22 protein-coding genes are annotated in these 20,786 nt (G+C 69.2%); 2 read left to right on the forward strand and 20 right to left on the reverse strand.

Annotated features, from left to right (window positions below; translation table 11 throughout):
* Positions 1–65: 65 nt before the first annotated feature.
* The 10 genes from ACGWYL_RS03210 to ACGWYL_RS03255 form a co-directional block, all read right to left on the reverse strand.
* Entirely contained in the window at positions 66–1,088 is a 1,023-nt protein-coding gene (locus ACGWYL_RS03210; protein ID WP_395486424.1) for a phosphotransferase family protein, read from the reverse strand.
* Positions 1,085–2,611, reverse strand: coding sequence for a class I adenylate-forming enzyme family protein (locus ACGWYL_RS03215; protein ID WP_179422814.1), 1,527 nt, complete (start codon positions 2,609–2,611; stop codon positions 1,085–1,087). The genes ACGWYL_RS03210 and ACGWYL_RS03215 overlap by 4 nt, the downstream gene beginning before the upstream one ends.
* A 49-nt stretch (positions 2,612–2,660) precedes the next feature.
* Positions 2,661–3,464: an ABC transporter ATP-binding protein gene (locus tag ACGWYL_RS03220; protein ID WP_179422812.1), complete on the reverse strand. Its 804-nt coding sequence runs from the start codon at positions 3,462–3,464 to the stop codon at positions 2,661–2,663.
* Positions 3,457–4,323: an ABC transporter ATP-binding protein gene (locus tag ACGWYL_RS03225; RefSeq protein ID WP_179422810.1), complete on the reverse strand. Its 867-nt coding sequence runs from the start codon at positions 4,321–4,323 to the stop codon at positions 3,457–3,459. The genes ACGWYL_RS03220 and ACGWYL_RS03225 overlap by 8 nt, the downstream gene beginning before the upstream one ends.
* Positions 4,320–5,294, reverse strand: coding sequence for an ABC transporter permease (locus tag ACGWYL_RS03230; RefSeq protein ID WP_179422808.1), 975 nt, complete (start codon positions 5,292–5,294; stop codon positions 4,320–4,322). Before ACGWYL_RS03230 ends, ACGWYL_RS03225 begins: the two co-directional genes overlap by 4 nt.
* On the reverse strand, positions 5,291–6,232 hold the full coding sequence (locus ACGWYL_RS03235) for an ABC transporter permease (RefSeq protein WP_179422806.1): 942 nt from the start codon (positions 6,230–6,232) through the stop codon (positions 5,291–5,293). Before ACGWYL_RS03235 ends, ACGWYL_RS03230 begins: the two co-directional genes overlap by 4 nt.
* 201 nt (positions 6,233–6,433) lie before the next feature.
* Complete coding sequence (locus ACGWYL_RS03240) at positions 6,434–7,666, reverse strand: acyl-CoA dehydrogenase family protein (RefSeq protein ID WP_179422804.1); 1,233 nt, start codon at positions 7,664–7,666, stop codon at positions 6,434–6,436.
* Positions 7,667–7,701: 35 nt separating this feature from the next.
* On the reverse strand, positions 7,702–8,511 hold the full coding sequence (locus ACGWYL_RS03245) for an SDR family oxidoreductase (RefSeq protein WP_395486427.1): 810 nt from the start codon (positions 8,509–8,511) through the stop codon (positions 7,702–7,704).
* A gap of 98 nt (positions 8,512–8,609) precedes the next feature.
* The gene (locus ACGWYL_RS03250; RefSeq protein ID WP_395486428.1) at positions 8,610–9,299 is read right to left on the reverse strand and encodes an HAD-IA family hydrolase; all 690 of its coding nucleotides are present in this window, start codon (positions 9,297–9,299) and stop codon (positions 8,610–8,612) included.
* The gene (locus ACGWYL_RS03255; protein ID WP_395486430.1) at positions 9,296–10,807 is read right to left on the reverse strand and encodes an AMP-binding protein; all 1,512 of its coding nucleotides are present in this window, start codon (positions 10,805–10,807) and stop codon (positions 9,296–9,298) included. Before ACGWYL_RS03255 ends, ACGWYL_RS03250 begins: the two co-directional genes overlap by 4 nt.
* Before the next feature lie 167 nt (positions 10,808–10,974).
* Here ACGWYL_RS03255 and ACGWYL_RS03260 point away from each other — a divergent pair, with 167 nt between their 5' ends.
* Complete coding sequence (locus tag ACGWYL_RS03260) at positions 10,975–11,478, forward strand: thioesterase family protein (protein WP_395486431.1); 504 nt, start codon at positions 10,975–10,977, stop codon at positions 11,476–11,478.
* An 87-nt stretch (positions 11,479–11,565) separates the two neighbouring features.
* Positions 11,566–12,060 (forward strand): DUF3253 domain-containing protein, encoded by a 495-nt coding sequence (locus ACGWYL_RS03265; protein WP_395486432.1) that lies wholly within the window; start codon positions 11,566–11,568, stop codon positions 12,058–12,060.
* A 3-nt stretch (positions 12,061–12,063) separates the two neighbouring features.
* Here the strand turns inward: ACGWYL_RS03265 and ACGWYL_RS03270 are convergent, their stop codons facing one another.
* The 10 genes from ACGWYL_RS03270 to ACGWYL_RS03315 form a co-directional block, all read right to left on the reverse strand.
* Complete coding sequence (locus ACGWYL_RS03270) at positions 12,064–14,223, reverse strand: S8 family serine peptidase (RefSeq protein ID WP_395486433.1); 2,160 nt, start codon at positions 14,221–14,223, stop codon at positions 12,064–12,066.
* A 99-nt stretch (positions 14,224–14,322) separates the two neighbouring features.
* Complete coding sequence (locus ACGWYL_RS03275; protein ID WP_395486434.1) at positions 14,323–16,374, reverse strand: S8 family serine peptidase; 2,052 nt, start codon at positions 16,372–16,374, stop codon at positions 14,323–14,325.
* Between the two features lie 280 nt (positions 16,375–16,654).
* Entirely contained in the window at positions 16,655–17,197 is a 543-nt protein-coding gene (gene rplQ, locus ACGWYL_RS03280) for a 50S ribosomal protein L17 (RefSeq protein ID WP_395486435.1), read from the reverse strand.
* A 34-nt stretch (positions 17,198–17,231) separates the two neighbouring features.
* Complete coding sequence (locus tag ACGWYL_RS03285; protein WP_179422786.1) at positions 17,232–18,242, reverse strand: DNA-directed RNA polymerase subunit alpha; 1,011 nt, start codon at positions 18,240–18,242, stop codon at positions 17,232–17,234.
* 64 nt (positions 18,243–18,306) lie between these two features.
* On the reverse strand, positions 18,307–18,915 hold the full coding sequence (gene rpsD, locus ACGWYL_RS03290) for a 30S ribosomal protein S4 (RefSeq protein ID WP_179422784.1): 609 nt from the start codon (positions 18,913–18,915) through the stop codon (positions 18,307–18,309).
* A gap of 35 nt (positions 18,916–18,950) precedes the next feature.
* The gene (gene rpsK / locus ACGWYL_RS03295; protein ID WP_078699099.1) at positions 18,951–19,349 is read right to left on the reverse strand and encodes a 30S ribosomal protein S11; all 399 of its coding nucleotides are present in this window, start codon (positions 19,347–19,349) and stop codon (positions 18,951–18,953) included.
* Between the two features lie 8 nt (positions 19,350–19,357).
* Positions 19,358–19,726 (reverse strand): 30S ribosomal protein S13, encoded by a 369-nt coding sequence (rpsM, locus tag ACGWYL_RS03300; protein ID WP_179422782.1) that lies wholly within the window; start codon positions 19,724–19,726, stop codon positions 19,358–19,360.
* A 171-nt stretch (positions 19,727–19,897) separates the two neighbouring features.
* Positions 19,898–20,011 (reverse strand): 50S ribosomal protein L36, encoded by a 114-nt coding sequence (rpmJ, locus tag ACGWYL_RS03305; RefSeq protein ID WP_008361054.1) that lies wholly within the window; start codon positions 20,009–20,011, stop codon positions 19,898–19,900.
* Positions 20,012–20,060: 49 nt separating this feature from the next.
* Positions 20,061–20,282: a translation initiation factor IF-1 gene (gene infA / locus ACGWYL_RS03310; RefSeq protein WP_007078610.1), complete on the reverse strand. Its 222-nt coding sequence runs from the start codon at positions 20,280–20,282 to the stop codon at positions 20,061–20,063.
* 134 nt (positions 20,283–20,416) lie between these two features.
* Entirely contained in the window at positions 20,417–20,782 is a 366-nt protein-coding gene (locus tag ACGWYL_RS03315) for a DUF1330 domain-containing protein (protein WP_395486436.1), read from the reverse strand.
* Positions 20,783–20,786 lie beyond the last annotated feature (4 nt).

Genomic DNA, 20,786 nt, shown 5'->3' on the forward strand with positions numbered 1-20,786 from the left:
GTCGCGGCACTGCCACGATTCTATATGAACTTGATTTCAGGTTTACCTACAGGGGGTGCCCTGCGTCATAGACCTGCGTCACGTGCCTCGAGATCGGCCCGCTGCATCAGCTCGTCGATGAGATCGCTGGAGATCTGGCCGGTCACGGCGGTGTTCCGCGGGTCGTCGATCGAGCGGCGCAGGACGCCCTCGGCGATGATCGCGATCTTCCACAGGCCCAGCACGTACCAGAAGCCGATCGCCGAGACGTCGCGTCCGGTCGCGCGGGCGTACTCCTCCACGAGCTCGGCCCGGCTCGGGAATCCGGGCATCGTCGGCCCACGGAAGCCCGTGATGATCTCGTCGTCGGCCTGCGGCCAGTAGGCCAGCAGCCCGCCCAGGTCGGCCAGCGGGTCGCCGAGGGTCGAGAGCTCCCAGTCCAGCACCGCGGTGACGCGGCCGGCCGAGGGATCGGTGATGACGTTCATCAAGTGGAAGTCGCCGTGGACGAGAGCGAGGTCCTGGTGCTGCGGGACGTTCGCGGACAGTCGCGCCGCGAGGTCGTCCACGATCGGCAGGTCGCGCGTGCGCGACTGCTCCCACTGACGGTGCCAGCGCTTGAGCTGGCGCTCGGCGTAGGGCTTGTGGCTGGCCAGGTCGACCAGTCCCGCCTTCTCGAGGTCCACGGCGTGCACCTCGCCGAGCGTCGCCGCCAGCGACAGGCCGATCTCCCGGCGCGTCTCCTCAGGCACCGACTCGACCGCCTCGATCGTGTCCAGCACGCGGCCGTCGACGAAGTCCATGAGCATGATCGGCGCGTCGGTGACGGACGGGTCCTTCGTGAACCCGTGGATCGTCGGCACCGGCACGCCCGTGCCCTGGAGGCCGGACATGATGCGGTGCTCGCGCTCGACGTCGTGCGCCGAGGCCAGCAGCGTGCCCAACGGCGGGCGGCGCAGGATCCAGCGGTGGTCCGCGGCGTCGGTGACCAGGAACGTGAGGTTCGACTGGCCGGCGCCGACGCGCGTGAACTCGATCGGGCCGACGGCGTCGATGCCGAGGGTCTCGATCCAGGCCGCGATGGGTCCGGTCTCGATCAGCTGCGTCACGAGGCGCTCCTGTCCCGCGTCACCTTCATGCCGTGCTCGAGCACGCTGCCACGGTCCAGCTGGCGCTTGAGGATCTTGCCGGTCGAGCCCTTGGGCAGCTCGGCGACCTCGTGGTAGATCCGCGGGACCTTGTACTGGGCCAGCCGCTCCTCCAGCCACGCGCGCAGCGCCGAGCTCTCGACGACGCGGCCCGGGTGCGGGGCGTAGACGGCGGCGACCTCCTCGCCGAGGCGGTCGTCGGGGACGCCGATCACGGCGACCTCGCGCAGGTCGGGGTGCGTGTAGAGCACCTCCTCGATCTCGCGCGGGTAGACGTTGTAGCCGCCGCGGATGACGAGGTCCTTCTTGCGGTCGAGGATCCAGATGTCGCCGTCCTCGTCCTGCTTGCCGATGTCGCCGGTGAGGAACCACTTGCCACGCATGACCTCGGCCGTGGCCTCGGGACGGCGCCAGTAGCCCTTCATGATGACCGGTCCGGCGAGGGCCACCTCGCCGCGCTCGCCGAACGGCACGGGGTTGCCCTCGGAGTCCACGACGCACGCCTCGAGACGGTTCAGCGCGGGGCCGACCGAGCCCTCCTTGCGACGCGGGCTGAGCTTCGCGGAGGTGCCGGCGCCGGTGGTCTCGCTGAGGCCGTAGCCGTCGAGGACGCGGCAGCCGAAGCGCTCGCGGAAGGCGTCTGCCACGGCCAGCGGCAGGGCCGCGCCGCCGGACAGGGCGTGGGTCAGGCCGGCGAGGTCGTCGCGCGAGACCTCGACGTCGGCGTGCAGCATCGCGTTCCACATCGTCGGGACGCCGGCCAGCACGGTGAGCCGGTGCGCCGCGGCCATCCGCAGCAGGCCCTCGCCGCTGAACGGACGCAGCAGCGACAGGCTCGCGCCCACCTGGAAGGTGGCGACCATGACGCAGATCTGGCCGAACACGTGGAAGAGCGGCAGCGCCGTGCCCACGCGGTCGGAGCTGTCGCTCTCGAGCGTGCCGGACACGATCTCGGCGCAGGCCACGATGTTGCCGTGGGTCAGCTCGGCGCCCTTCGGCTTGCCGGTGGTGCCCGAGGTGTAGAGCAGCACGCCGGTGTCGTCCGGCTGCATCGAGCGCGGCAGGTCGAGGTCGGCACCGGGGCCGGTCTCGATGTCGCCGGCCTCGAGGGTCCACAGGTCGATGCCGGTGGCGGTGGCGGCCTGCTGCGCGACGTCGACCGTCTCGTGCCAGGCGATCGCGAGCGAGCACTCGGCGTCGGTCAGGAAGTACTCCAGCTCGACCGAGGTCGAGGCCGAGTTCACGGTCACGCCGATCGCGCCCACGGCGAGGATCGCCTGGTGCACGACGGCGAACTCCTGCGAGGTCGGGGCGACGAGCAGGACGCGGTCACCGGGCTCGATGCCGGCGTCGGTCAGGCGCTGCGCCCAGGCGGCGACGAGGTCGCGCACCTGGCCGTAGGTCCAGGACTGCTCCCCCACCCGCAGGGCGATGCTGTCGGGGGCGTTCCGGGCGTGCTCCCACAGGCGGTCGACGGCGTTCATGACAGGACTCCTCTCGCTCCGGACGGAGCGGGTCGGGACGGGATGCGGGTCAGCTGACGGCGACGGGATCGCGGCGCGAGCGCCAGCGGCTGCCGCCGAGCGTGGGCACGGCGGAGAGCAGCGCCTTCGTGTACTCCTGCTGCGGCGCGTCGAAGACGGCGTCGGCCGTTCCGGCCTCGACCATCTCGCCGTGGCGCATGACGTACACGTGATCGGCCAGGTAGCGGATCACCGACAGGTCGTGCGAGATGTAGAGCATCGAGACGTCGAGCTCGCGCTGCAGCTGGCGCAGCAGGTTGAGGATGCGCGCCTGCACCGAGACGTCGAGCGACGCCGTGACCTCGTCGAGGATCATCAGCGACGGCGAGAGCGCCAGGGCCCGCGCGATCGAGACGCGCTGGAGCTGACCGCCGGACAGCTGGTGCGGGTAGCGGCGCACGGCCGCCTTCGGCACGCCGACCTTGTCGAGCAGGTCGAGCGCGGTCGCGGCGCACGACTGCGACGTGACGCGCTTGCCCGTGGCGACGCTGACGGCCTCCTGCACCGCCATGGCGATCTCCATGCGCGGGTTCAGCGACGCGTGCGGGTCCTGGAACACCAGCTGGGCCTGGCTGCGCAGGTGGCGCAGCGCCTTGCCCTTGGGGTTGGTGATGTCCACGCCCTCGAGCGTGATCCGGCCGCTCGTCACGGGCGTCAGGCCGATGGCCGCGCGCGCGATGGACGACTTGCCCGATCCCGACTCGCCGACCAGGCCGACGGTGGAGCCCTTGGGCACCGAGAGGTTGATCCCCTTCACCGCCGTGAACGGGGGCGGTCCGGGGTAGGTGACCTCGACGTTCTCCAGCTCAAGCATGGTTCATCTCCCGTTCGACGTCGAACTGTCCGTCCTCGATCGTCACGAGGTCCTCGTTCCGATCCGTGTTGAGATCCGGGACCGCGCGGATCAGGCCCCGCGTGTACGGGTGATCAGGCCCGGAGAGCAGCTTCGCCGTGGTGAGGTCCTCGACGATCTCGCCGCGGAACATCACGATCACGCGGTCGCAGACCTCCGACAGCAGCGAGATGTTGTGCGAGATCAGCAGCACGGCGCTGCCCTTGCGGTCGTTGAGGTCGCACAGCAGCTGCATGACCTGCGCCTGCACCGTGACGTCGAGCGCCGTGGTGGGCTCGTCGGCCAGGATCAGGCTCGGCTCGCCCATGAGTCCCATCGCGATCATGGTGCGCTGGCGCATGCCGCCCGAGAGCTCGTGCGGGTACTGCTTGAGCCGCTTGGCGGGCTCGGTGATGTGCACGTCCTCGAGGCTGCGGATCGCGAGGTCGCGCGCCTCCTTCTTGGACAGGCCCTTGTGCTCGCGCACCGTCTCGATCATCTGCGCCCCGATCTTGCGCGCGGGGTTCAGCGACGACATCGGATCCTGGAACACCATCGCCAGGTTCGTGCCGAGGACGGTGCGCAGCTCGCGGTCGGAGCCGTTCACCAGGTCGTGACCGTCGAAGTCGATCCGGTCGGCGGTCATCGACAGGCCCTTGGGCAGCAGTCGCGACACGGCCAGCGAGGTCAGCGTCTTGCCGCTGCCGGACTCGCCGACGATGCCGACGATCTCACCGCGCTTGAGCGAGAAGGAGACGTCGCGCACCAGCGGCGGGACGTCGTCCCGGCCCTCGATGCTGATCGAGAGGTTGCGCACGTCGAGCAGGGTGTCGTCGTTCATGGGCGTCCCTTCCTGGTCTCGGTCTCCATGCCGGGATCGAGGGTGATCTCGGGCTCGGCCGCCAGCGCCTTCGCGCCGTTGCGGCGCAGCTTCGAGCGGAACAGGCTCGGCCGCTCGTTCCACAGCACCGGGTTGACCGCGCGGGCCACGGCATCGCCGAAGAGGTTGACCGCGAGGCCGGTGATGAGGATGAGCGTCGCGGGCACGAGCGCCGCGTACGGGTTGAGGTAGAAGTTCTTGACGCCGTCGGTGAGCATCTGGCCCCAGTCGAACTGCGGCGACTGGATACCCAGGCCCAGGAAGCTGAGCGAGGACATCGCCATGATGCCCTCGGCGACGGTCGTGAACGTGACGATCACGAGGCTGTCAGCGACGTTGCGACCGACGTACCGCGTGCCGATGCCGGACTTGTTGACGCCCACGACGCGCGCGGCCGACATGTAGTCCCGCACCATCACCGAGTCCACGAGGCTGTACGTGAAGCGGGCGAAGTGCGGCGTGAAGGCGACGCCGATGGCCAGCACCGCGCCCTTCGCGCCGACGCCGACGATCGCGACGACCACGACGGCGAGCAGGATGTCGCCGAAGCCCATCATCGAGTCGATGACGGCGCCGCCGACCTTGCGGACGCGGGGGCCGCCGGCGGCGATGAGACCGCCGATCAGGCCGCCGACCACCATCGCGAACAGCACGGCGGCCGACGCGTAGAGGATCGAGAGCCGGGTCGCCGCCAGGGTGCGGGTGAGGATGTCGCGGCCCAGGGCGTCGGTGCCGAAGCGGTAGTCCGCGGACGGACCCTCGCTCGAGCGGGACATGTCGCTGACGACGGCCTGGTCGCCGAAGCCGTTCGGGCCCATGATCACCAGGACCGTGAGACCCAGCAGGATCAGGCCCGAGACGATGCCCGTGGGCGTGGCCAGGAACGCGCCGAACATCTGACGCGCGCTGCTGCGGCGCTCGTGCTTCTTCATCGGCCGGCCTCCATGGTCCGGGGATCGACGATCCCGAGGATGATGTCCACCAGCGCGTTCACCAGCACGACCGAGAAGCCGAGCAGCAGCACGATGCCCTGGACGACCGGGTAGTCGCCGACGAGGACGCTGTGGACGAGGGTGGTGCCCAGGCCGAGCCGGGCGAAGACCTGCTCGACGATGACGGCGCCGCCGATGAGGCTGGCGAAGGTCACGCCGCCCATCGCGAGCATGGTCGTGATCGAGTTGGGGAACACGTGCGCGAGGTAGAGCTTGCGCGTCGGCAGCCGCTTGCTGCGGGCGGTGCGCACGTAGGGCGACTCGAGCACCTCGAGGGTGCGGACGCGCACGAGGCGCGCGATCGAGGCCGCCGGGCGGATCGCGATGGCGATCGCGGGCAGCACCGCGGCGTTGAGCGAGCCGGAGCCCGCCACGGGGAAGATCTGCCACGTCACCGCGAAGAAGAACGCCAGGAAGGTCGCGATCAGGTACTGCGGGATCGAGGCCATCGCACCGGTGGAGCTGCTGAACATGATCTCGAACGCGCGGTGGCCGTTGCGGGTCAGCACCGCGCCGATGATGCCCATCGGCAGGCCGACGAGCAGGATGATCAGCATGCCGAAGACGGCCAGCTGGGCCGTGGGGCCGATCTTCTGGGCGATCTCGTCGGTGACGGGCTGGCTCGTCGCGAACGACGTGCCCATGTCACCGCGGAAGAGACCGCCGATGTAGTCGAGGAACTGCTTGTACATGGGCTGGTCGAGGCCGAGGCGCTCGCGGGCGACCTGCACGGCCTGCTCGTCCGCGTCCATGCCGGCCACGAGCCGGGCGGGATCGCCCGGGGCCAGGTGCATCATGAGGAACGTGAGGGTGGTGATCGCCACCAGCACGAAGGCGAGCCGGACGAGCCGGGACACCAGGAACCGACGCCATTTCATGTCACATCGTCTCCATCAGCATAGGTCGGATCTTTCCTGGGATTCGGGGGATTTCGCGGGGCGCCGAGGGCGGCTCGCGGGCACTGCTTGTGCTGCTCGTCACAGCCTAAGTCATAGTCGAACTCAAGTTCAGGTCGGGGTCCGACCCGTGGACGCGGGCGGCGGGACAGAGGAGTATCCCGCCGCCCGTGCGGTCCGGCGTCAGGCGCGCGAGAGCTCGCGCTCCATGCGGCGCAGCTCGACCCGCGCGATGGTGCGCTTGTGCACCTCGTCGGGGCCGTCGGCGATGCGCAGGGTGCGCTGGTGGGCGTAGAAGCTGGCGAGCGGGAAGTCGTCGGTGACGCCGCCGCCGCCGTGCACCTGGATCGCGCGGTCGATGATCTTGAGCGCGATCTCCGGGGCAGCCACCTTGATGGCCGCGATCTCGGTGCGGGCCTTCTGGTTGCCCACGGTGTCCATCAGGTACGCCGTCTTGAACACCAGCAGGCGGATCATCTCGATCTCGATGCGGGCCTCGGCGATCCAGTCCTGGACGTTCGAGCGGTTCGCGACGGGCTCGCCGAACGTCGTGCGGCTCTGGGCGCGCGCGATCATCAGGTCGAGGGCGCGCTCGGCCATGCCGATGGAGCGCATGCAGTGGTGGATGCGGCCGGGGCCGAGGCGGGCCTGGCTGATCATGAAGCCGTCGCCCTCGCCGGCGAGCAGCGCGGTCTTGGGCACGCGGACGTCCTCGAAGAGGATCTCGGCGTGGCCCTCGCGGTCCATGTAGCCGAAGACCGGCAGGCCGCGGACGACCGTGACGCCGGGGGTGTCGATCGGGACGACCATCATCGACTGCTGACGGTGCGTCTCGGCCTCGAAGTTGGTCTTGCCCATGACGATGAGCACCTTGCAGTTGGCGTGCAGGGCGTTCGAGGCGAACCACTTGCGGCCGTTGAGGACGTACTCGTCGCCGTCGGGGGTCATGCTGAGCTCGACGTTGGTGGCGTCCGAGCTGGCGACCGCGGGCTCGGTCATGCAGAACGCCGAGGCCATCTCGCCCGCCAGCAGCGGCTTGAGGTACTTCTCCTTGTGCTCCTCGGTGCCGAACAGCTGGAGGACCTCCATGTTGCCGGTGTCGGGAGCGTTGCAGTTGATCGCCTCGGGCGCGATGTACGGGCTGCGACCCGTGATCTCGGCCAGCGGCGCGTAGTCGAGGTTGCTCAGGCCGGGCGAGCCCCAGGCCTCGTCCTTGTGGGGGTGGAACAGGTTCCACAGGCCGCGGCTCTTCGCCTCGGCCTTGAGCTCCTCGAGGATCGGCGGGTGGAAGTTCGGGTTGCCCGACTCCGCCATCTGCTGGTGGTAGACGGCCTCGGCCGGGTACACGTGCTCGTCCATGAAGGCGAGCAGCTTCGCCTGGTACTCCTTGGCGGTGTCCGAGAGTTCGAAATGCATGTCAGCTCCTTGCTGGCTGTGGGTGGGGTCGGGGGTCAGGCCAGCGAGGCCTGGTAGCGGCGCATGCCGGCGATCCAGCGGTCGATGTCTCCGGCCTTGCGGGACTGGAAGACCTTGACCTCGGGGTGCGGCAGGATCAGGAACTCCTCGGACTCCATCGCCTTCAGCACGATCGCGGCGACCTCGTCGGCCTCGAGCACGCCACCGGCGTCGGTGACGGCCTGGGCGGCACGGCGCTGCGTCTCGTTGGTGATCGGGGCGCCGCCGGTGAGCATGTCGGTGTTGACGCCCATGGGGCACAGGCAGCTGACGGCCACGCCCTGGTCGCCGTAGGTGATCGCGAGCCACTCGGCGAACGCGACGGCGCCGTGCTTGCTGACCGAGTAGGTGGCCGAGCCGATCTGCGTCAGCAGGCCGGCGGCCGACGCGGTGGACACGAAGTAGCCCTGGCCGCGCTCGATCCAGCCGGGGACGAGCAGCTTGGCGGCGCGCACGTGCGCCATGACGTTGACCTGGTGGGCGAGGTCCCAGTCCTCCTCCGAGGCCTCCAGTGTCACTCCCCCGCCGACGCCGGCGTTGGCGAAGTAGAGGTCGACCGGGCCGAAGGACTCCTCGGCGGCGGCGATCAGGCGCTCGATCTGGGCGGTCTGCGAGACGTCGCCCGCGACCGCGACGGCCGAGCCGGGCGTGGCCTCGTTGAGACGGGCCGCGACGGCCTCGACGCCGTCGGACTTGAGGTCCGCGACGACGACCTTCGCGCCGGCCGCGACCAGCGCGTCCGCGAGGGCGGCTCCGATGCCGCCACCGGCTCCGGTGACGACGGCGACCTTGCCGTGGATGTCCATGGTGCTCCTCCGAGTGGGGACGGTCCGGGGCCCGCGGTGCGGGTCCGCGAGGGGGACCGTGACGTGCTTCACACCCTAATCTGAATTCGGACTCAAGTTCAAGTCCCGGTCGTCACGGGCTCCGCGCCCAGCGTCCCCGGGTCCAGTCCGAGCAGTCCGGCCAGCGCCGGGATCGTGCGCGCGGCGTCGCTGTGGACGATGCCGCCCATGCCCAGCGTCTGGGCCGCGCGGATGTTCATCGCGAGGTCGTCGATCATGATCGCCTCGGCCGGACGCACGCCCAGCCGCTCGCAGGCGACCTCGTAGAGCCGGCGCGACGGCTTGCGCACGCCCTCGCGGCCCGAGATCGCCTGGACCTCGAACAGCTCGTCCAGGCCGTGGCCGGTGTAGCAGTCGCGACCGAGCGAGTTCGACACCAGCGCGACCGCGACACCCTCCTCCTTGAGGCGACGGACGAGCGCCGTCATCGCGTGGTCGGGGTGCAGGTCCTGCTGCATTCGCGCGATCAGGCCCGCGGCCTCGACCGTGTGGCCCTGAGCCGCCAGGGCGCCCGCGAGCGCCTCCTCGAAGACCTCGTCCTCCACGCGGCCGCACTCGTGGTCGACCAGCGCGGCCTGCGCGGCCTCGTCGTGCGACAGCGCGTTGACGACGGCGTGCGGGTCGCCGGCGCAGGCCTCACGACTGAACCGCTCGAACGAGGCGAAGACGCTCGCGGTGAGCACTCCCCCGAAGTCGAACAGCACGGCGCGCGGCGTCTCGGCCGACGCGACGACCTCGACGTCGCTCATCGCGCGCGAGCCGCCGACTCGGCGAGCTCGCGCAGCGCGCTCTTGTCGATCGAGCGCTTGAGGATCTTGCCGGTCGCGCCCTTGGGCAGCGCGTCGACGAAGGAGTAGATGCGCGGCACCTTGTACGCCGAGAGGCGCTGCTTGGCCCACGTGCGGATCTCGTCGCCGTTCAGCTCGTGGCCGGGAGCCGACGCGATCACCGCGGCGATCTCCTCGCCGTAGTGGTCGTCGGGGATGCCGACGACCGCCACCTCGACGATGCCGGGGTGCTCGTACAGCACCTCCTCGACCTCGCGCGGGTACACGTTGTAGCCGCCGCGGATCACGAGGTCCTTCACGCGGTCGACGATCGTCAGGTAGCCGTCGGCGTCGACCGAGCCGAGGTCGCCGGACTTCAGCCAGCCGTCGACGAGCTCCTTCGCGTTGACGTCAGGACGGTTCCAGTAGCCCTTCATGACCGTCGGGCCCTTGATGAAGACCTCGCCGACCTCGCCAGGTGCCAGCACGCGGCCCTCCGAGTCGCGGATCTCGACCTGCGTGCCGGGCAGGGTCGGGCCGGTGGTGCCCGTCCGCTGCTCGCGGTGGATGTCATTGAAGGTCGCCGCACCGGTGGTCTCGGTGAGGCCGTAGCCCTCGAGGATCGTGCAGCCGAAGCGCTCGGTGAAGGCGCGGATGATCTCCACCGGCAGCGAGGCGCCGCCCGACGAGGCCATCCGCAGCGAGGCGAAGTCCTCGGGCGTGTAGTCGCCCTGCGCGTGCAGCATCGCGTTCCACATCGTCGGAACGCCCGAGACGGTGGTCAGCTGGTCGCTCTTGACCATGTCGAGCATCCTCTCGGCGCTGAACGGCGACAGCAGCGAGAAGGAGGCGCCGATCGCGAGCGCCGTGTTCATGCAGACCGCCTGGCCGAAGACGTGGAACAGCGGGAGCGCCGTGCCGAAGCGGTCGTCGGCGGTGAGCTCGAGCACGGGCAGGAACGAGTCGACCGTGGCGTCGAGGTTGAGCGCGGTCAGCTCGGCGCCCTTGGGACGGCCGGTCGTTCCCGAGGTGTAGAGGATGATCGCGGTGTCGTCGGGTGCGTGGTCGTGCGCGTCCTGCAGCGGCTCGGCGTCGAAGGCCAGGCCGGGCTCGAGCTGCCAGAACTCCACGCCGCGGTCGGCGGCGGCCTCGCGCGCCGCGTCGGCGCACTCGTGCCAGGCGATGACCAGCGAGGCCTCGGAGTCGTCGAGGACGTAGCCGATCTCGGGGGACGTCGACATGACGTTCATCGTCGTCACGGTCACGCCGGCGGCGTGGAGGCCGTAGTAGACCTCGGGGAACTCGGTGATCGTCGGCGCGATGAACAGCACGCGGTCCAGCGGCGCGAGCCCGGCGGCGCGCACGGCGCCCGCGACGCGGCGGTTCGTCTCGCGCAGCTCCGCGTACGTCACGGTGCGCGGCGAACGGAGCGCGACCCGGTCCGGCTCGGAGTCGGCGTGGGCCCAGATCCGCGAAACGATGTTGACCATGCGTGTCCTTCGATTGCCTCGGCTGTGATGCGGCTCATGGTCCTGCATCACAAGGTGAACTTGGTTTCAGATTTAAACACGATAGCCCGGCAGGCATCGTCCGGACCACCCCCGTTCCATGGGGCGAGCGTCTGATCCGGAATCCGGCTCTGGTTAGAGTGACCGCCATGACCACCCCCGCACGGCCCACCGTGGACGACCTCGACGCCCTCGGCACCGCGATGCGCCTCGTCGCCCCGCCGGAGTTCGAGGACGGCAACGGGCACGTCAACGTCTGCCACTACTACCGGCTCCACATGGAGGGCTCGGACCTGGCGTTCCGCGAGCTGGGCTTCGACGACGACTACCGCCACCGCACGGGTCACAGCGTCTTCAGCGTCGAGCACCACGTCCGGTTCCTCGACGAGTCCCTCGTCGGCGACGTGCTCTCGGTGCACCTGCGGATCCTCGGCGTGGGTCCGAAGACGGTCCACGGCCAGACGATCCTGGCGAACCGCTCCCGCGGCACCGTGGCCAACACGCTGGAGTTCCTCGAGCTGCACGTCGACCTCAGCACCCGCCGCACGACGCCGATGCCCGACGACATGGTCAAGCCGCTGGAGTTCCTGCGTGACGAGCACGCGGCGCTGCCGTGGTCGCTCCCTCTCGCCGGTCCCCTCGGCGTCCGCTGACCACCCTGTCCGCTGACCACCCTGTCCGCTGACCACCCTGCGTCACCCCGTGGGCTCGACTAGCGTCGAGGCGACGGGAGGACGCCCATGCCGAGAGACACCGAGTCGGAGCGCACCCCCGACGGCCACTTCCTGGTCATCGGTGGGCGGAAGTGGCGCGCCACGGATCCGCAGATCCCCGATGCGCTGCGCCAGGAGCTGGTCGACGAGCTGATGAGCGCGCGACGGGCGGTGAAGGCCGGCGAGCCCGACGCCCGCGACCGGGTCGGCGACGCCAAGGTCGCCCTCGGCGAACGGGGCCGGCCGTGGTGGGAGGAGCCCACCGACCACTCGATCGCCGCCCGCTCGACCGCCGCGATGCGCGCCCTGCTCCGCAAGCGTGGCGGCTCGACGATCTGTCCCAGCGACGTCGCCCGCGTGGTCGGCGGAGAGCAGTGGCGCGACCGCATGGACGCGGTCCGTCGCCTCGCGGACGACCTCGCCGAGGACGGCGTCGTCGTGGTCACCCAGCGCGGCGAGCCGGTGTCGGCGAACACCGCGAAGGGCCCCGTCCGCATCGGACGGGGCGACCGCTTCGCCTGAGGGTCAGCGGACCCGCACGACCTTGCTGACCTGGCCCGACGTCACCTGGGCGTCGCCGGAGTAGACCACGCGGATCCGGTGCTTGCCCTTCTTCGTGATCTTCGGCAGCAGGATCGCGACCTTGCCGCCGCTCGAGGCGTACAGGCGCTTCGTCGCGATCCGCTTGCGGCCGTCGTAGACCCGGATCGTGCCGGTGGGCCGCACCAGCGGCGCGGACACCCGCACGACGAGGCGCGCACGCTTCGTGCGCTTGAGGCTCGACGCCACCGACATCGCCACCCGCGAGCGGGCCTTCGTCGCGGGCACCGAGACGGTGGCCGTCCGGAAGATCCCGGCGAAGCTGCCCGACGCGACCGTGTCACGCACCGTCAGGGTGCGGCCGAGGTCGGCCGCCGTGATCCGGTACGTCGCGCCCGTGCCCACGCGCGTGGACCCGCGCCACCACGAGATCGCCGACGTGCCGCCGGAGTTCGTCAGGCCGCGCGAGGTCGCGCGCAGCACTCCCCCGGGCGCCCGCGTGCCCGAGAGCAGCGGCGCGCCGAGCGGTGCCGTGACCTTCGACAGGTCGAGGATGCCCGCGCCGCAGTAGCCCGCGTCCTCGCTCGAGGACTCGCAGTTGACTGAGGCCACGGTGCGCTCGACACCGCCGAGGAGGATCTTCGGCTCCTGCGGGACGTCGGAGAACGGCTGCACCGCCGCCTTCAGCTGCGCCTCGACCCGAGCGGGATCAGTGACGCCGAGCGAGTAGAGCAGCGCCGCGCCGGCCGAGACCGCCGGGGCGGCCATGCTCGTGCCCTGGTACCAGCCGTACGAGGGCTCGCCCGGCTCCTTCTCACCGTCGTTGAGCGTCGAGCGGATGCCGCGGTCCTCACGCGACGGCAGGATGTTCTGGTCGCCGCCGGCGGCCGCGAGGTCCGAGCCGACGCCGGCCGTGGAGTACCAGGCGCGGTGTCCGGTGTCGCTCGTGGCGACGACGCTCACGTAGCCGTCGCACGCAGCCGGCACGCTCTGCGAGACGGGGAAGATCGTCGGACCGGACGTGTTGCCCGCGGCGGCCACCAGCGTGGCGCCGGCGTCCCGGGCGAGACCGGCGACCTCGCTGTAGACCGCGCAGACCGCCTCCACTTCCGCGGAGTCCTCGTACTCGCCGCCGAGCGAGAGGTTGATGACCTGCGCCGGCGTGCGGTTGACCGGCACGTCGTACTCGCTCAGGTCGTAGCCCGCCGCCCACAGGATGCCGAAGAGGATGTCGGTGTCCCAGCCACCGCAGTGCCCCAGCACACGGACCGGCTGCACCTTCACGCCCGGCGCCAGGCCGGCCACGCCGATGCCGTTGTCGGCCTTGGCGGCGACCGTGCCGGCCACGTGCGTGCCGTGCCACGTGCTGTCCTGCGTGTACCAGGCCGGGTCGTCGTCGCCGATCGAGTCGCCGTAGCAGGCGGCGACGAGGTCCTCGTCCAGCCAGTCGCCGGGGTCGGAGGGGTCGGCGTCCCAGCCGTCACCGTCGCCGGCGTTGATGTAGGTGCCGTCGTAGTAGCAGTCGCCGAGCTCGTCCGGCGTGCACTCGTCGTCGACGAAGTCGTACCCGGCGACCGTCTGGCCGGCCAGGTCGGGGTGCGCCGCGAGGCCGGTGTCGACGACGGCGACGACGGTGGAGGCACTGCCACGGGTCGCGCGCCAGAGCGACGGCGCCTTCGTCGTGTAGCCGCCGTCGTCCCGCGTGGTGTCCCAGAGGTTGCCCTGCGTGAGGAAGTCCGGGTCGTTCACGGAGACGGGCGGTGCGCTCGAGATCGTGCGCAACGTGTCGGGCGCGACCCACTCGACGTCGGCGCGGGCCGAGAGCGCGTCGATGGCCGGGCCGAGATCCTCGACGGGCACCGGCTGATCGAGCTCCAGCACCGACAGACCGGCCGGCGCGGCGCGCGTCGAGCCGATGTCGGCACCGGGCAGGCGAGCCTCGGCCGACCGCGCGAGCGACGACCGGCGCGCCGTCGTGGCGGTCGTGGCCTTGACGATCAGGCCGCGCGCGACGCGCGGCGGCTGCTTCGCCGCGGGGCTCTCGACCCCCGCCGGCTCGGATGGCTGGGCGGAGGCCGCCGTGCTCACGAGCGCCGAGGCGACCAGGAGCAGGGGCAGGGCGGTGAGGGCGAGGGTGCGACGCACAGGGTGTCCTGTCTCGAGGTGGTTCCCCCCGACGGGAACGACCTCAGCAGGATAGGGCAGGGCCCATGCGTCACACCATCCCCTCTCATCACACGAGGATCAGCGGACGCGCACGACCTTGCTCTTCTTCGTGGCGCTCACCTTCGTGCTGCCGGAGTAGATCACCCGGATGCGGTGCTTGCCCTTCTTCTTGATCTTGGGCAGCGTGATCGTGACCTTGCCCTTGTTCTTGGAGTAGATCTTCTTGACGGCGATGCGCTTGTTGCCGTCGTAGACCCGGATCGTGCCGGTGGCGCGCACGTAGGGGGCCTTGATCTTGACCCGCAGCTTGACCTTCTTGGACTTGCTGAACTTCGACGGCATCGAGAACGCCATCTTCGGCTTCGACTTCACCACGACGGTGGACTGATCGAAGATCGACGGGTGGCCGTTCGTGGCCGTTGCACGCACGACCAGACGGCGCCCAAGGTCCGACTTCGTCGGTCGGTACGTCGTCCCCCTGGCGAGCACGGTGCTTCCACGGCGCCACGTCAACAGCACATCAGCACCGTTGCGCCATGAGCCCGTAGTCGCCCGGATTACTCCGCCAGGACGCGCGGAACCCGAGATGCGAGGAGCACTGGTAGGCGCTTTTGCGTTGACGACACCGTATGCGCTCACGATGCCCGCGCCACACCTCGCCGCACTGCAATTCGGTGAGCGACGGGCCGTTGCCTTCATGACTCGCTCGATGACGTCCGGGTTCCTGATGCCGACCGAGTGCGCAAGAGCCGCGACGCCTGAGACTGCAGGAGCCGCCATGCTCGTCCCCGCCATCCATGCCAACGCGGGCGAACCAGGGTTGGTGTAGAAGCCGGTGAAAAGGGTTGAAAGGACGCCCTCTTCCGCCGGGACTCCGCGTCCCGCTTGGCCGCCAGGCGCAGCCAGATCGATCCCGGAACCGTAGTTTGAATAGCTCGCGGCTGCTCCGCTTCGCGTCGTCGCCGCGACGGATACGTAGCCCGGGCAAGAGGAAGGGACGTTGTAGCGTTGGTCCACACCTTCGTTGCCTGCCGCCGCGATGAGGATCGCACCCCGGGAGCGCGCCTTCGAGGCGATTGACCCGTAGAACTTGCATGCCGTGCGCACACGGCCCAGTGAGTCGAAAGCTCCAAGGGACAGATTGATGACCTTCGAGGGCGTCCTGTTCTTGGGGATCTTCCCATAGCGCTTTTCGTACCCGTTGACGTCGATACCGCTGGCCCAAAGGATGCCCATCGCGATGTCCCAATCAGTACCACCACACCGGCCGAGCACCCGGATCGGCTGCACCTTTGCTCTCGGTGCAACACCGACGGCACCCGAGCCATTCCGACGCGCAGCCACGATGCCGGCAACGTGCGTACCGTGCCAAGAACTGAACTTGGAGTCGCGGACACCCATGTGAGCGCAGGTCCTGCTGTTCCTCCAGTCGCCGACGTCTGTCGGATAGCGGTCCCAGCCGTCGCCATCGCCGGCGCCCCGGAAAGTTCCTGGTCCGCTTCCACGGCGGCACCGCGCGTCGTAGCACTCGGAGAGGTCGCGCCCAATGAAGTCACGCCCTGCGACGAAAGCTCCACCGAAGTCGGGGTGGCCCGTCACACGCCCCGTGTCCAAGACAGCCACCCGCACGTTCGTGGATCCGGTTGTCGTGTCCCATGCCTTATCCGCCTCGACACCCCACGGCCCGTTCAGATTCCAGAGGGAGCCATTGCCGAAGAGCGGCTCGCTGGCCGATGCGGACGGGAATCGGACGCCATTCGGTACAGCCCACTCGACACCAGGCAGGTCTTCCAACCGTTCTAGCGCCTCGTCCAGAGCATCTTCGTCCGTCTCGCCGGACAAGATGACGACCCCGAGGCCGTCAGGACCGGCCTGCACTGCGTCGACACTCACTCCTCCAGGCAGCTCTGCCGACACTTCTGCTGCCAGCTCCGACGGGGTCACCTCGGAACCATCCGCCGACTTCACGATGATGCCTGCCGCGATCGTGGTCTTTTCCGTCGTATGCAGCGGCGCCTCCAACACGGGACCGTCCGTCTCGCCCGTTGTTGCCAGCGCGCCGCCGGCGAGGGCGAGCGACGTCACGACCGGGACGACGAGAGTGAGTGGACGGCGCAGACGCAGCGTCATGGATGGACCTTCCCCGAAAGCAATGAGCCACCTCATGCGCGAGGGGCCACGCGCGAGCATATCCCGAAACCCCCGCCTCCCCGGCATCGGCGGGCTGGCAGAGCGGTGAGTGGTCAACCCTTCCCGCGCGGAGGCGGTGAGCTGTCAACCGCATGAACCCTCGATGCGGTTGATGGCTCACCGGGCCCCAGCAGGTTCGGTTGACAGCTCACCGCCCCGCAGGCTCCCGGGAACGACGAAGCGCCCACCCCGTGCGGGGTGGGCGCTTCGTGCGGAGGTGTTACTTGGTCTCGTCCTCGGAGGCCTCGGGGGCCTCCTCGGCGACGGCCTCGTCGGCGGGAGCCTCGGTGGTCTCCTCGGCCGGAGCCTCGGTGGCCTCGTCGGTCGCGGTCTCCTCGACCGGGGCCTCCTCGACCGCCGGGGCGGCCTCGGCACGCGGGGCCTTCGGCGCGCTGGCGTCGAACTCCTTGGTCTCCACGATCTCGATGACGGCCATGGGGGCGTTGTCGCCCTTGCGCGGACCGATCTTCGTGATGCGCGTGTAGCCGCCCGGGCGGGTGGCCATGGCCGGGCCGATCTCGGTGAAGAGCGTGTGCAGAACGCCCTTGTCACGGATGACCTTGACGACCTGGCGGCGGTTGGCCACCGTGTCGGTCTTGGCCTTCGTGATGAGGTGCTCGGCGTACGGGCGCAGACGCTTGGCCTTGGCCTCGGTCGTCGTGATGCGGCCGTGCTCGAACAGGCTCTGGGCCAGGTTGGCCAGGATCAGCCGCTGGTGCGAGGGGCTGCCGCCGAGGCGAGGACCCTTGGTGGGGGTGGGCATGTCGTTACTCCTGAATCAGTGGTGTCAGAGCAGCTCAGTACTGCTCGTCCTCGGCGAAACCGGCGTCCTCGTCGAAGTTGTCGATGACGGCGGAGGGATCGAAGCCCGACGGGCTGTCCTTGAGCGACAGACCGAGCTCGGCGAGCTTGGCCTTGACCTCGTCGATCGACTTCGAACCGAAGTTGCGGATGTCCAGCAGGTCCTGCTCGCTGCGCGTGATGAGCTCACCCACGGTGTGGATGCCCTCGCGCTTGAGGCAGTTGTACGAGCGAACCGTGAAGTCCAGGTCCTCGATCGCCAGCGCCAGGTCGGCGGCCAGCTGCTCGTCGACCGGCGACGGGCCGATGTCGATGCCCTCGGCCTCGACGTTGAGCTCACGGGCCAGACCGAACAGCTCGACCAGGGTGGACCCGGCCGACGCGATCGCGTCGCGCGGCAGGATCGAGGCCTTGGTCTCGACGTCGATGATCAGCTTGTCGAAGTCGGTGCGCTGCTCGACTCGAGTGGCCTCGACCTTGTAGGTGACCTTCAGGACCGGGCTGTAGATCGAGTCGACCGGCATGCGGCCGATCTCCTCGTCGCCGGTCTTGTTCTGGACGGCCGAGACGTAGCCGCGGCCACGCTCGACGACCAGCTCGATCTCGAGGCGGCCCTTGTCGTTCAGGGTGGCGACGTGCAGGTCCGGGTTGTGGACCTCCACACCGGCCGGCGGCGTGATGGCGGCGGCGGTGACGTCACCGGCCTCATCGGCGCGCAGGTACATCACGACGGGCTCGTCGATGGTCGAGGAGACCACGAGGTTCTTCAGGTTGAGGATGATCTCGGTGACGTCCTCGGTGACGCCCTCGATGGTCGAGAACTCGTGGAGGACACCGTCGATCTTGATCGAGGTGACGGCCGCACCCGGGATCGACGACAGCAGCGTGCGACGCAGCGAGTTGCCGAGGGTGTAGCCGAAGCCGGGCTCGAGGGGCTCGATGACGAACCGCGAACGGAACTCGTCGACGACCTCTTCGGACAGGACGGGGCGCTGGGCGATCAGCATGGTGTTTCTTCCTTTCCGGACCCACCGCTATATGAGGGCCGGGTTGGTGGACAGAGGTGGAGGATCAGATCTTCGAGTAGAACTCGACGATCAGCTGCTCCTGGATCGGAACGGTGATCTGCTCGCGGACCGGGTTCTGGTGAACCAGGATGCGGCCACGCTCGGGCGACACGTCGAGCCAGCCGGGCACGGTGTCGGAGTCGTGCGTCTCGCGCGCCACGATGAACGGCGTCGTCTCCAGGCTCTTGGCCTTGACATCGATGATGTCGTGCTTGCTGACCTGGAAGGACGGGATGTTCGTCTTGACGCCGTTGACCAGGAAGTGACCGTGGGTCACCAGCTGGCGGGCGTGACGACGCGTGCGGGCCAGGCCGGCACGGTAGACGACGTTGTCGAGACGGCTCTCGAGCAGGCTGAGCAGGTTGTCACCGGTCTTGCCGGGACGGCGCGAGGCCAGCTCGTAGTACTTGCGGAACTGCTTCTCGAGGACGCCGTAGGTGTAGCGCGCCTTCTGCTTCTCCTGCAGCTGGGTGCGGTACTCCGACTCCTTGACGCGGGTGCGGCCGTGCTGGCCGGGCGCGTACGGACGGCGCTCGAAGGCCTTGTCCCCACCGACGAGGTCGACGCCGTAGCGGCGCGACTTCTTGGTGAGAGGTCCGGTGTAACGGGCCATGGTTGATTACTCCTTGAAGAAAAGTCGACGACGCGTCAGAGACGACGGTGCTTGGGCGGACGGCAGCCGTTGTGCGGGCTGGGGGTCACGTCAGAGATGGTGCCGACCTCGAGGCCGACGCCGCTGAGCGACCGGATCGCCGTCTCGCGTCCCGAGCCGGGGCCCTTGACGAAGACGTCGACCTTCTTCATGCCGTGGTCCATCGCCTGACGTCCGGCGGCCTCGGCGGCCATGCCGGCGGCGTACGGAGTCGACTTGCGCGAGCCCTTGAAGCCGACGGTTCCGCCGGAGGCCCACGCGATCACCGCACCGCTGGGGTCGGTGATCGTCACGTGCGTGTTGTTGAACGTGCTCTTGATGTGGGCCTCGCCCTGAACGACGTTCTTCTTCTCCTTGCGGCGCACCTTCTTGGCACCGGAGTTCTTGGGGGGCATCGGCTACCTCACTTCTTCTTTCCGGCGACGGTGCGCTTGGGGCCCTTGCGGGTGCGCGCGTTGGTCTTGGTGCGCTGGCCGCGAACGGGCAGGTGCGCACGGTGACGGCGGCCCTGGTAGGAGCCGATCTCCATCTTGCGGCGGATGTCCGCGGTGACCTCGCGGCGCAGGTCACCCTCGACCTGGTAGTTCGCCTCGATGTGGTCACGGAGCGCGACGAGCTGGTCGTCGTTCAGCTCGTGAACGCGGGTGTTGGGGTCGATGCCGGTGGCGGCGAGGGCCTCGACCGCACGCGTGCGGCCGATCCCGAAGATGTACGTGAGTCCGATCACCACGCGCTTTTCGCGCGGCAGATCCACTCCGACGAGGCGTGCCATGTGCTGGCAGTTCCTTTCGGTTAAGCAGAGGTGTCGTCACCTGGGGCACCTCGATCGCCTCGATCGAGCTCCGGCCTCTGCGCCGGAGGTGACACCCGGGGACTCCGCCTGGTGGCGGGGCCCGGATGAGCCGTCAGATGTTCAGGGTGCTGCGTTGAAGAAGGTTGCTGCTCAGCCCTGGCGCTGCTTGTGGCGCGGGTTCTCGCAGATCACCATGACGCGGCCGTGGCGACGGATCACCTTGCACTTGTCACAGATCTTCTTCACGCTCGGGTTGACCTTCATCGAGAAGCTCTCTCTTCGGTACGAACTGAACGTGGGGGATGTGTAGTTGTCACTTGTAGCGGTAGACGATGCGTCCGCGGCTGAGGTCGTACGGCGAGAGTTCCACCACGACACGGTCCTCGGGGAGGATCCGGATGTAGTGCTGGCGCATCTTGCCGCTGATGTGCGCGAGGACCTTGTGGCCGTTGGCCAGCTCGACTCGGAACATCGCGTTGGGCAGGGCCTCGACGACCGCACCCTCCATCTCGATGACGCCTTCTTTTTTCGCCATACACCTCAACTTCTTCGTATCGACTGTTCGACCTGGCACGCACGTCTCCCCGCCCGTTCAAGGGCTGCCGGAGGGCATGGGGATACGGCCCGACAAGGCCGACACACAAGTCTACGTCGAAAGGGGTGGCGGACTCAAATCGGCCAGGGAAGGCCCGCCTGCAGGACGGCCTCGTCGAGCGCCGCGGTGCGCAGGCCGGTGATCTGCTGGTACTCCGGATCGGCCACCATCTGGCTGAACGCGGCGCGCGACGGGTAGCGCACGAGCAGCACCGCGTCCCACGCCCAGCCCTCGGGTGCGACCAGCGCCGTCGCGAGGTCGCCGGCGTAGACGACCTCGCCGCCGACCCTCTCCAGGAACGGCCCGATGCGCGTCGTGTACTCGCGGTAGGAGGCGACGCCGTCCTCGCGGAACTGCAGCAGGTTGAGCATCACGACAGGACCTCCGGGGTCCTCGGCGAGGAACCGCTTGAGGTCGGAACCGGTGGGATCGACGGCCATGACG

It is taken from the genome of Aeromicrobium sp. JJY06 (assembly GCF_044069275.1).
In the GTDB taxonomy this organism is placed as follows: domain Bacteria; phylum Actinomycetota; class Actinomycetes; order Propionibacteriales; family Nocardioidaceae; genus Aeromicrobium; species Aeromicrobium tamlense.

Coding starts and splice junctions, on each gene's coding strand:
- ACGWYL_RS03215 (WP_179422814.1), bottom strand. CDS start 2,611: ATGAACGCCGTCGACCGCCTGTGGGAGCACGCCCGGAACGCCCCCGAC.
- ACGWYL_RS03220 (WP_179422812.1), bottom strand. CDS start 3,464: ATGCTTGAGCTGGAGAACGTCGAGGTCACCTACCCCGGACCGCCCCCG.
- ACGWYL_RS03225 (WP_179422810.1), bottom strand. CDS start 4,323: ATGAACGACGACACCCTGCTCGACGTGCGCAACCTCTCGATCAGCATC.
- ACGWYL_RS03230 (WP_179422808.1), bottom strand. CDS start 5,294: ATGAAGAAGCACGAGCGCCGCAGCAGCGCGCGTCAGATGTTCGGCGCG.
- ACGWYL_RS03235 (WP_179422806.1), bottom strand. CDS start 6,232: ATGAAATGGCGTCGGTTCCTGGTGTCCCGGCTCGTCCGGCTCGCCTTC.
- ACGWYL_RS03240 (WP_179422804.1), bottom strand. CDS start 7,666: ATGCATTTCGAACTCTCGGACACCGCCAAGGAGTACCAGGCGAAGCTG.
- ACGWYL_RS03245 (WP_395486427.1), bottom strand. CDS start 8,511: ATGGACATCCACGGCAAGGTCGCCGTCGTCACCGGAGCCGGTGGCGGC.
- ACGWYL_RS03250 (WP_395486428.1), bottom strand. CDS start 9,299: ATGAGCGACGTCGAGGTCGTCGCGTCGGCCGAGACGCCGCGCGCCGTG.
- ACGWYL_RS03255 (WP_395486430.1), bottom strand. CDS start 10,807: ATGGTCAACATCGTTTCGCGGATCTGGGCCCACGCCGACTCCGAGCCG.
- ACGWYL_RS03260 (WP_395486431.1), top strand. CDS start 10,975: ATGACCACCCCCGCACGGCCCACCGTGGACGACCTCGACGCCCTCGGC.
- ACGWYL_RS03265 (WP_395486432.1), top strand. CDS start 11,566: ATGCCGAGAGACACCGAGTCGGAGCGCACCCCCGACGGCCACTTCCTG.
- ACGWYL_RS03275 (WP_395486434.1), bottom strand. CDS start 16,374: ATGACGCTGCGTCTGCGCCGTCCACTCACTCTCGTCGTCCCGGTCGTG.
- rplQ (WP_395486435.1), bottom strand. CDS start 17,197: ATGCCCACCCCCACCAAGGGTCCTCGCCTCGGCGGCAGCCCCTCGCAC.
- ACGWYL_RS03285 (WP_179422786.1), bottom strand. CDS start 18,242: ATGCTGATCGCCCAGCGCCCCGTCCTGTCCGAAGAGGTCGTCGACGAG.
- rpsD (WP_179422784.1), bottom strand. CDS start 18,915: ATGGCCCGTTACACCGGACCTCTCACCAAGAAGTCGCGCCGCTACGGC.
- rpsK (WP_078699099.1), bottom strand. CDS start 19,349: ATGCCCCCCAAGAACTCCGGTGCCAAGAAGGTGCGCCGCAAGGAGAAG.
- rpsM (WP_179422782.1), bottom strand. CDS start 19,726: ATGGCACGCCTCGTCGGAGTGGATCTGCCGCGCGAAAAGCGCGTGGTG.
- rpmJ (WP_008361054.1), bottom strand. CDS start 20,011: ATGAAGGTCAACCCGAGCGTGAAGAAGATCTGTGACAAGTGCAAGGTG.
- infA (WP_007078610.1), bottom strand. CDS start 20,282: ATGGCGAAAAAAGAAGGCGTCATCGAGATGGAGGGTGCGGTCGTCGAG.
- ACGWYL_RS03315 (WP_395486436.1), bottom strand. CDS start 20,782: ATGGCCGTCGATCCCACCGGTTCCGACCTCAAGCGGTTCCTCGCCGAG.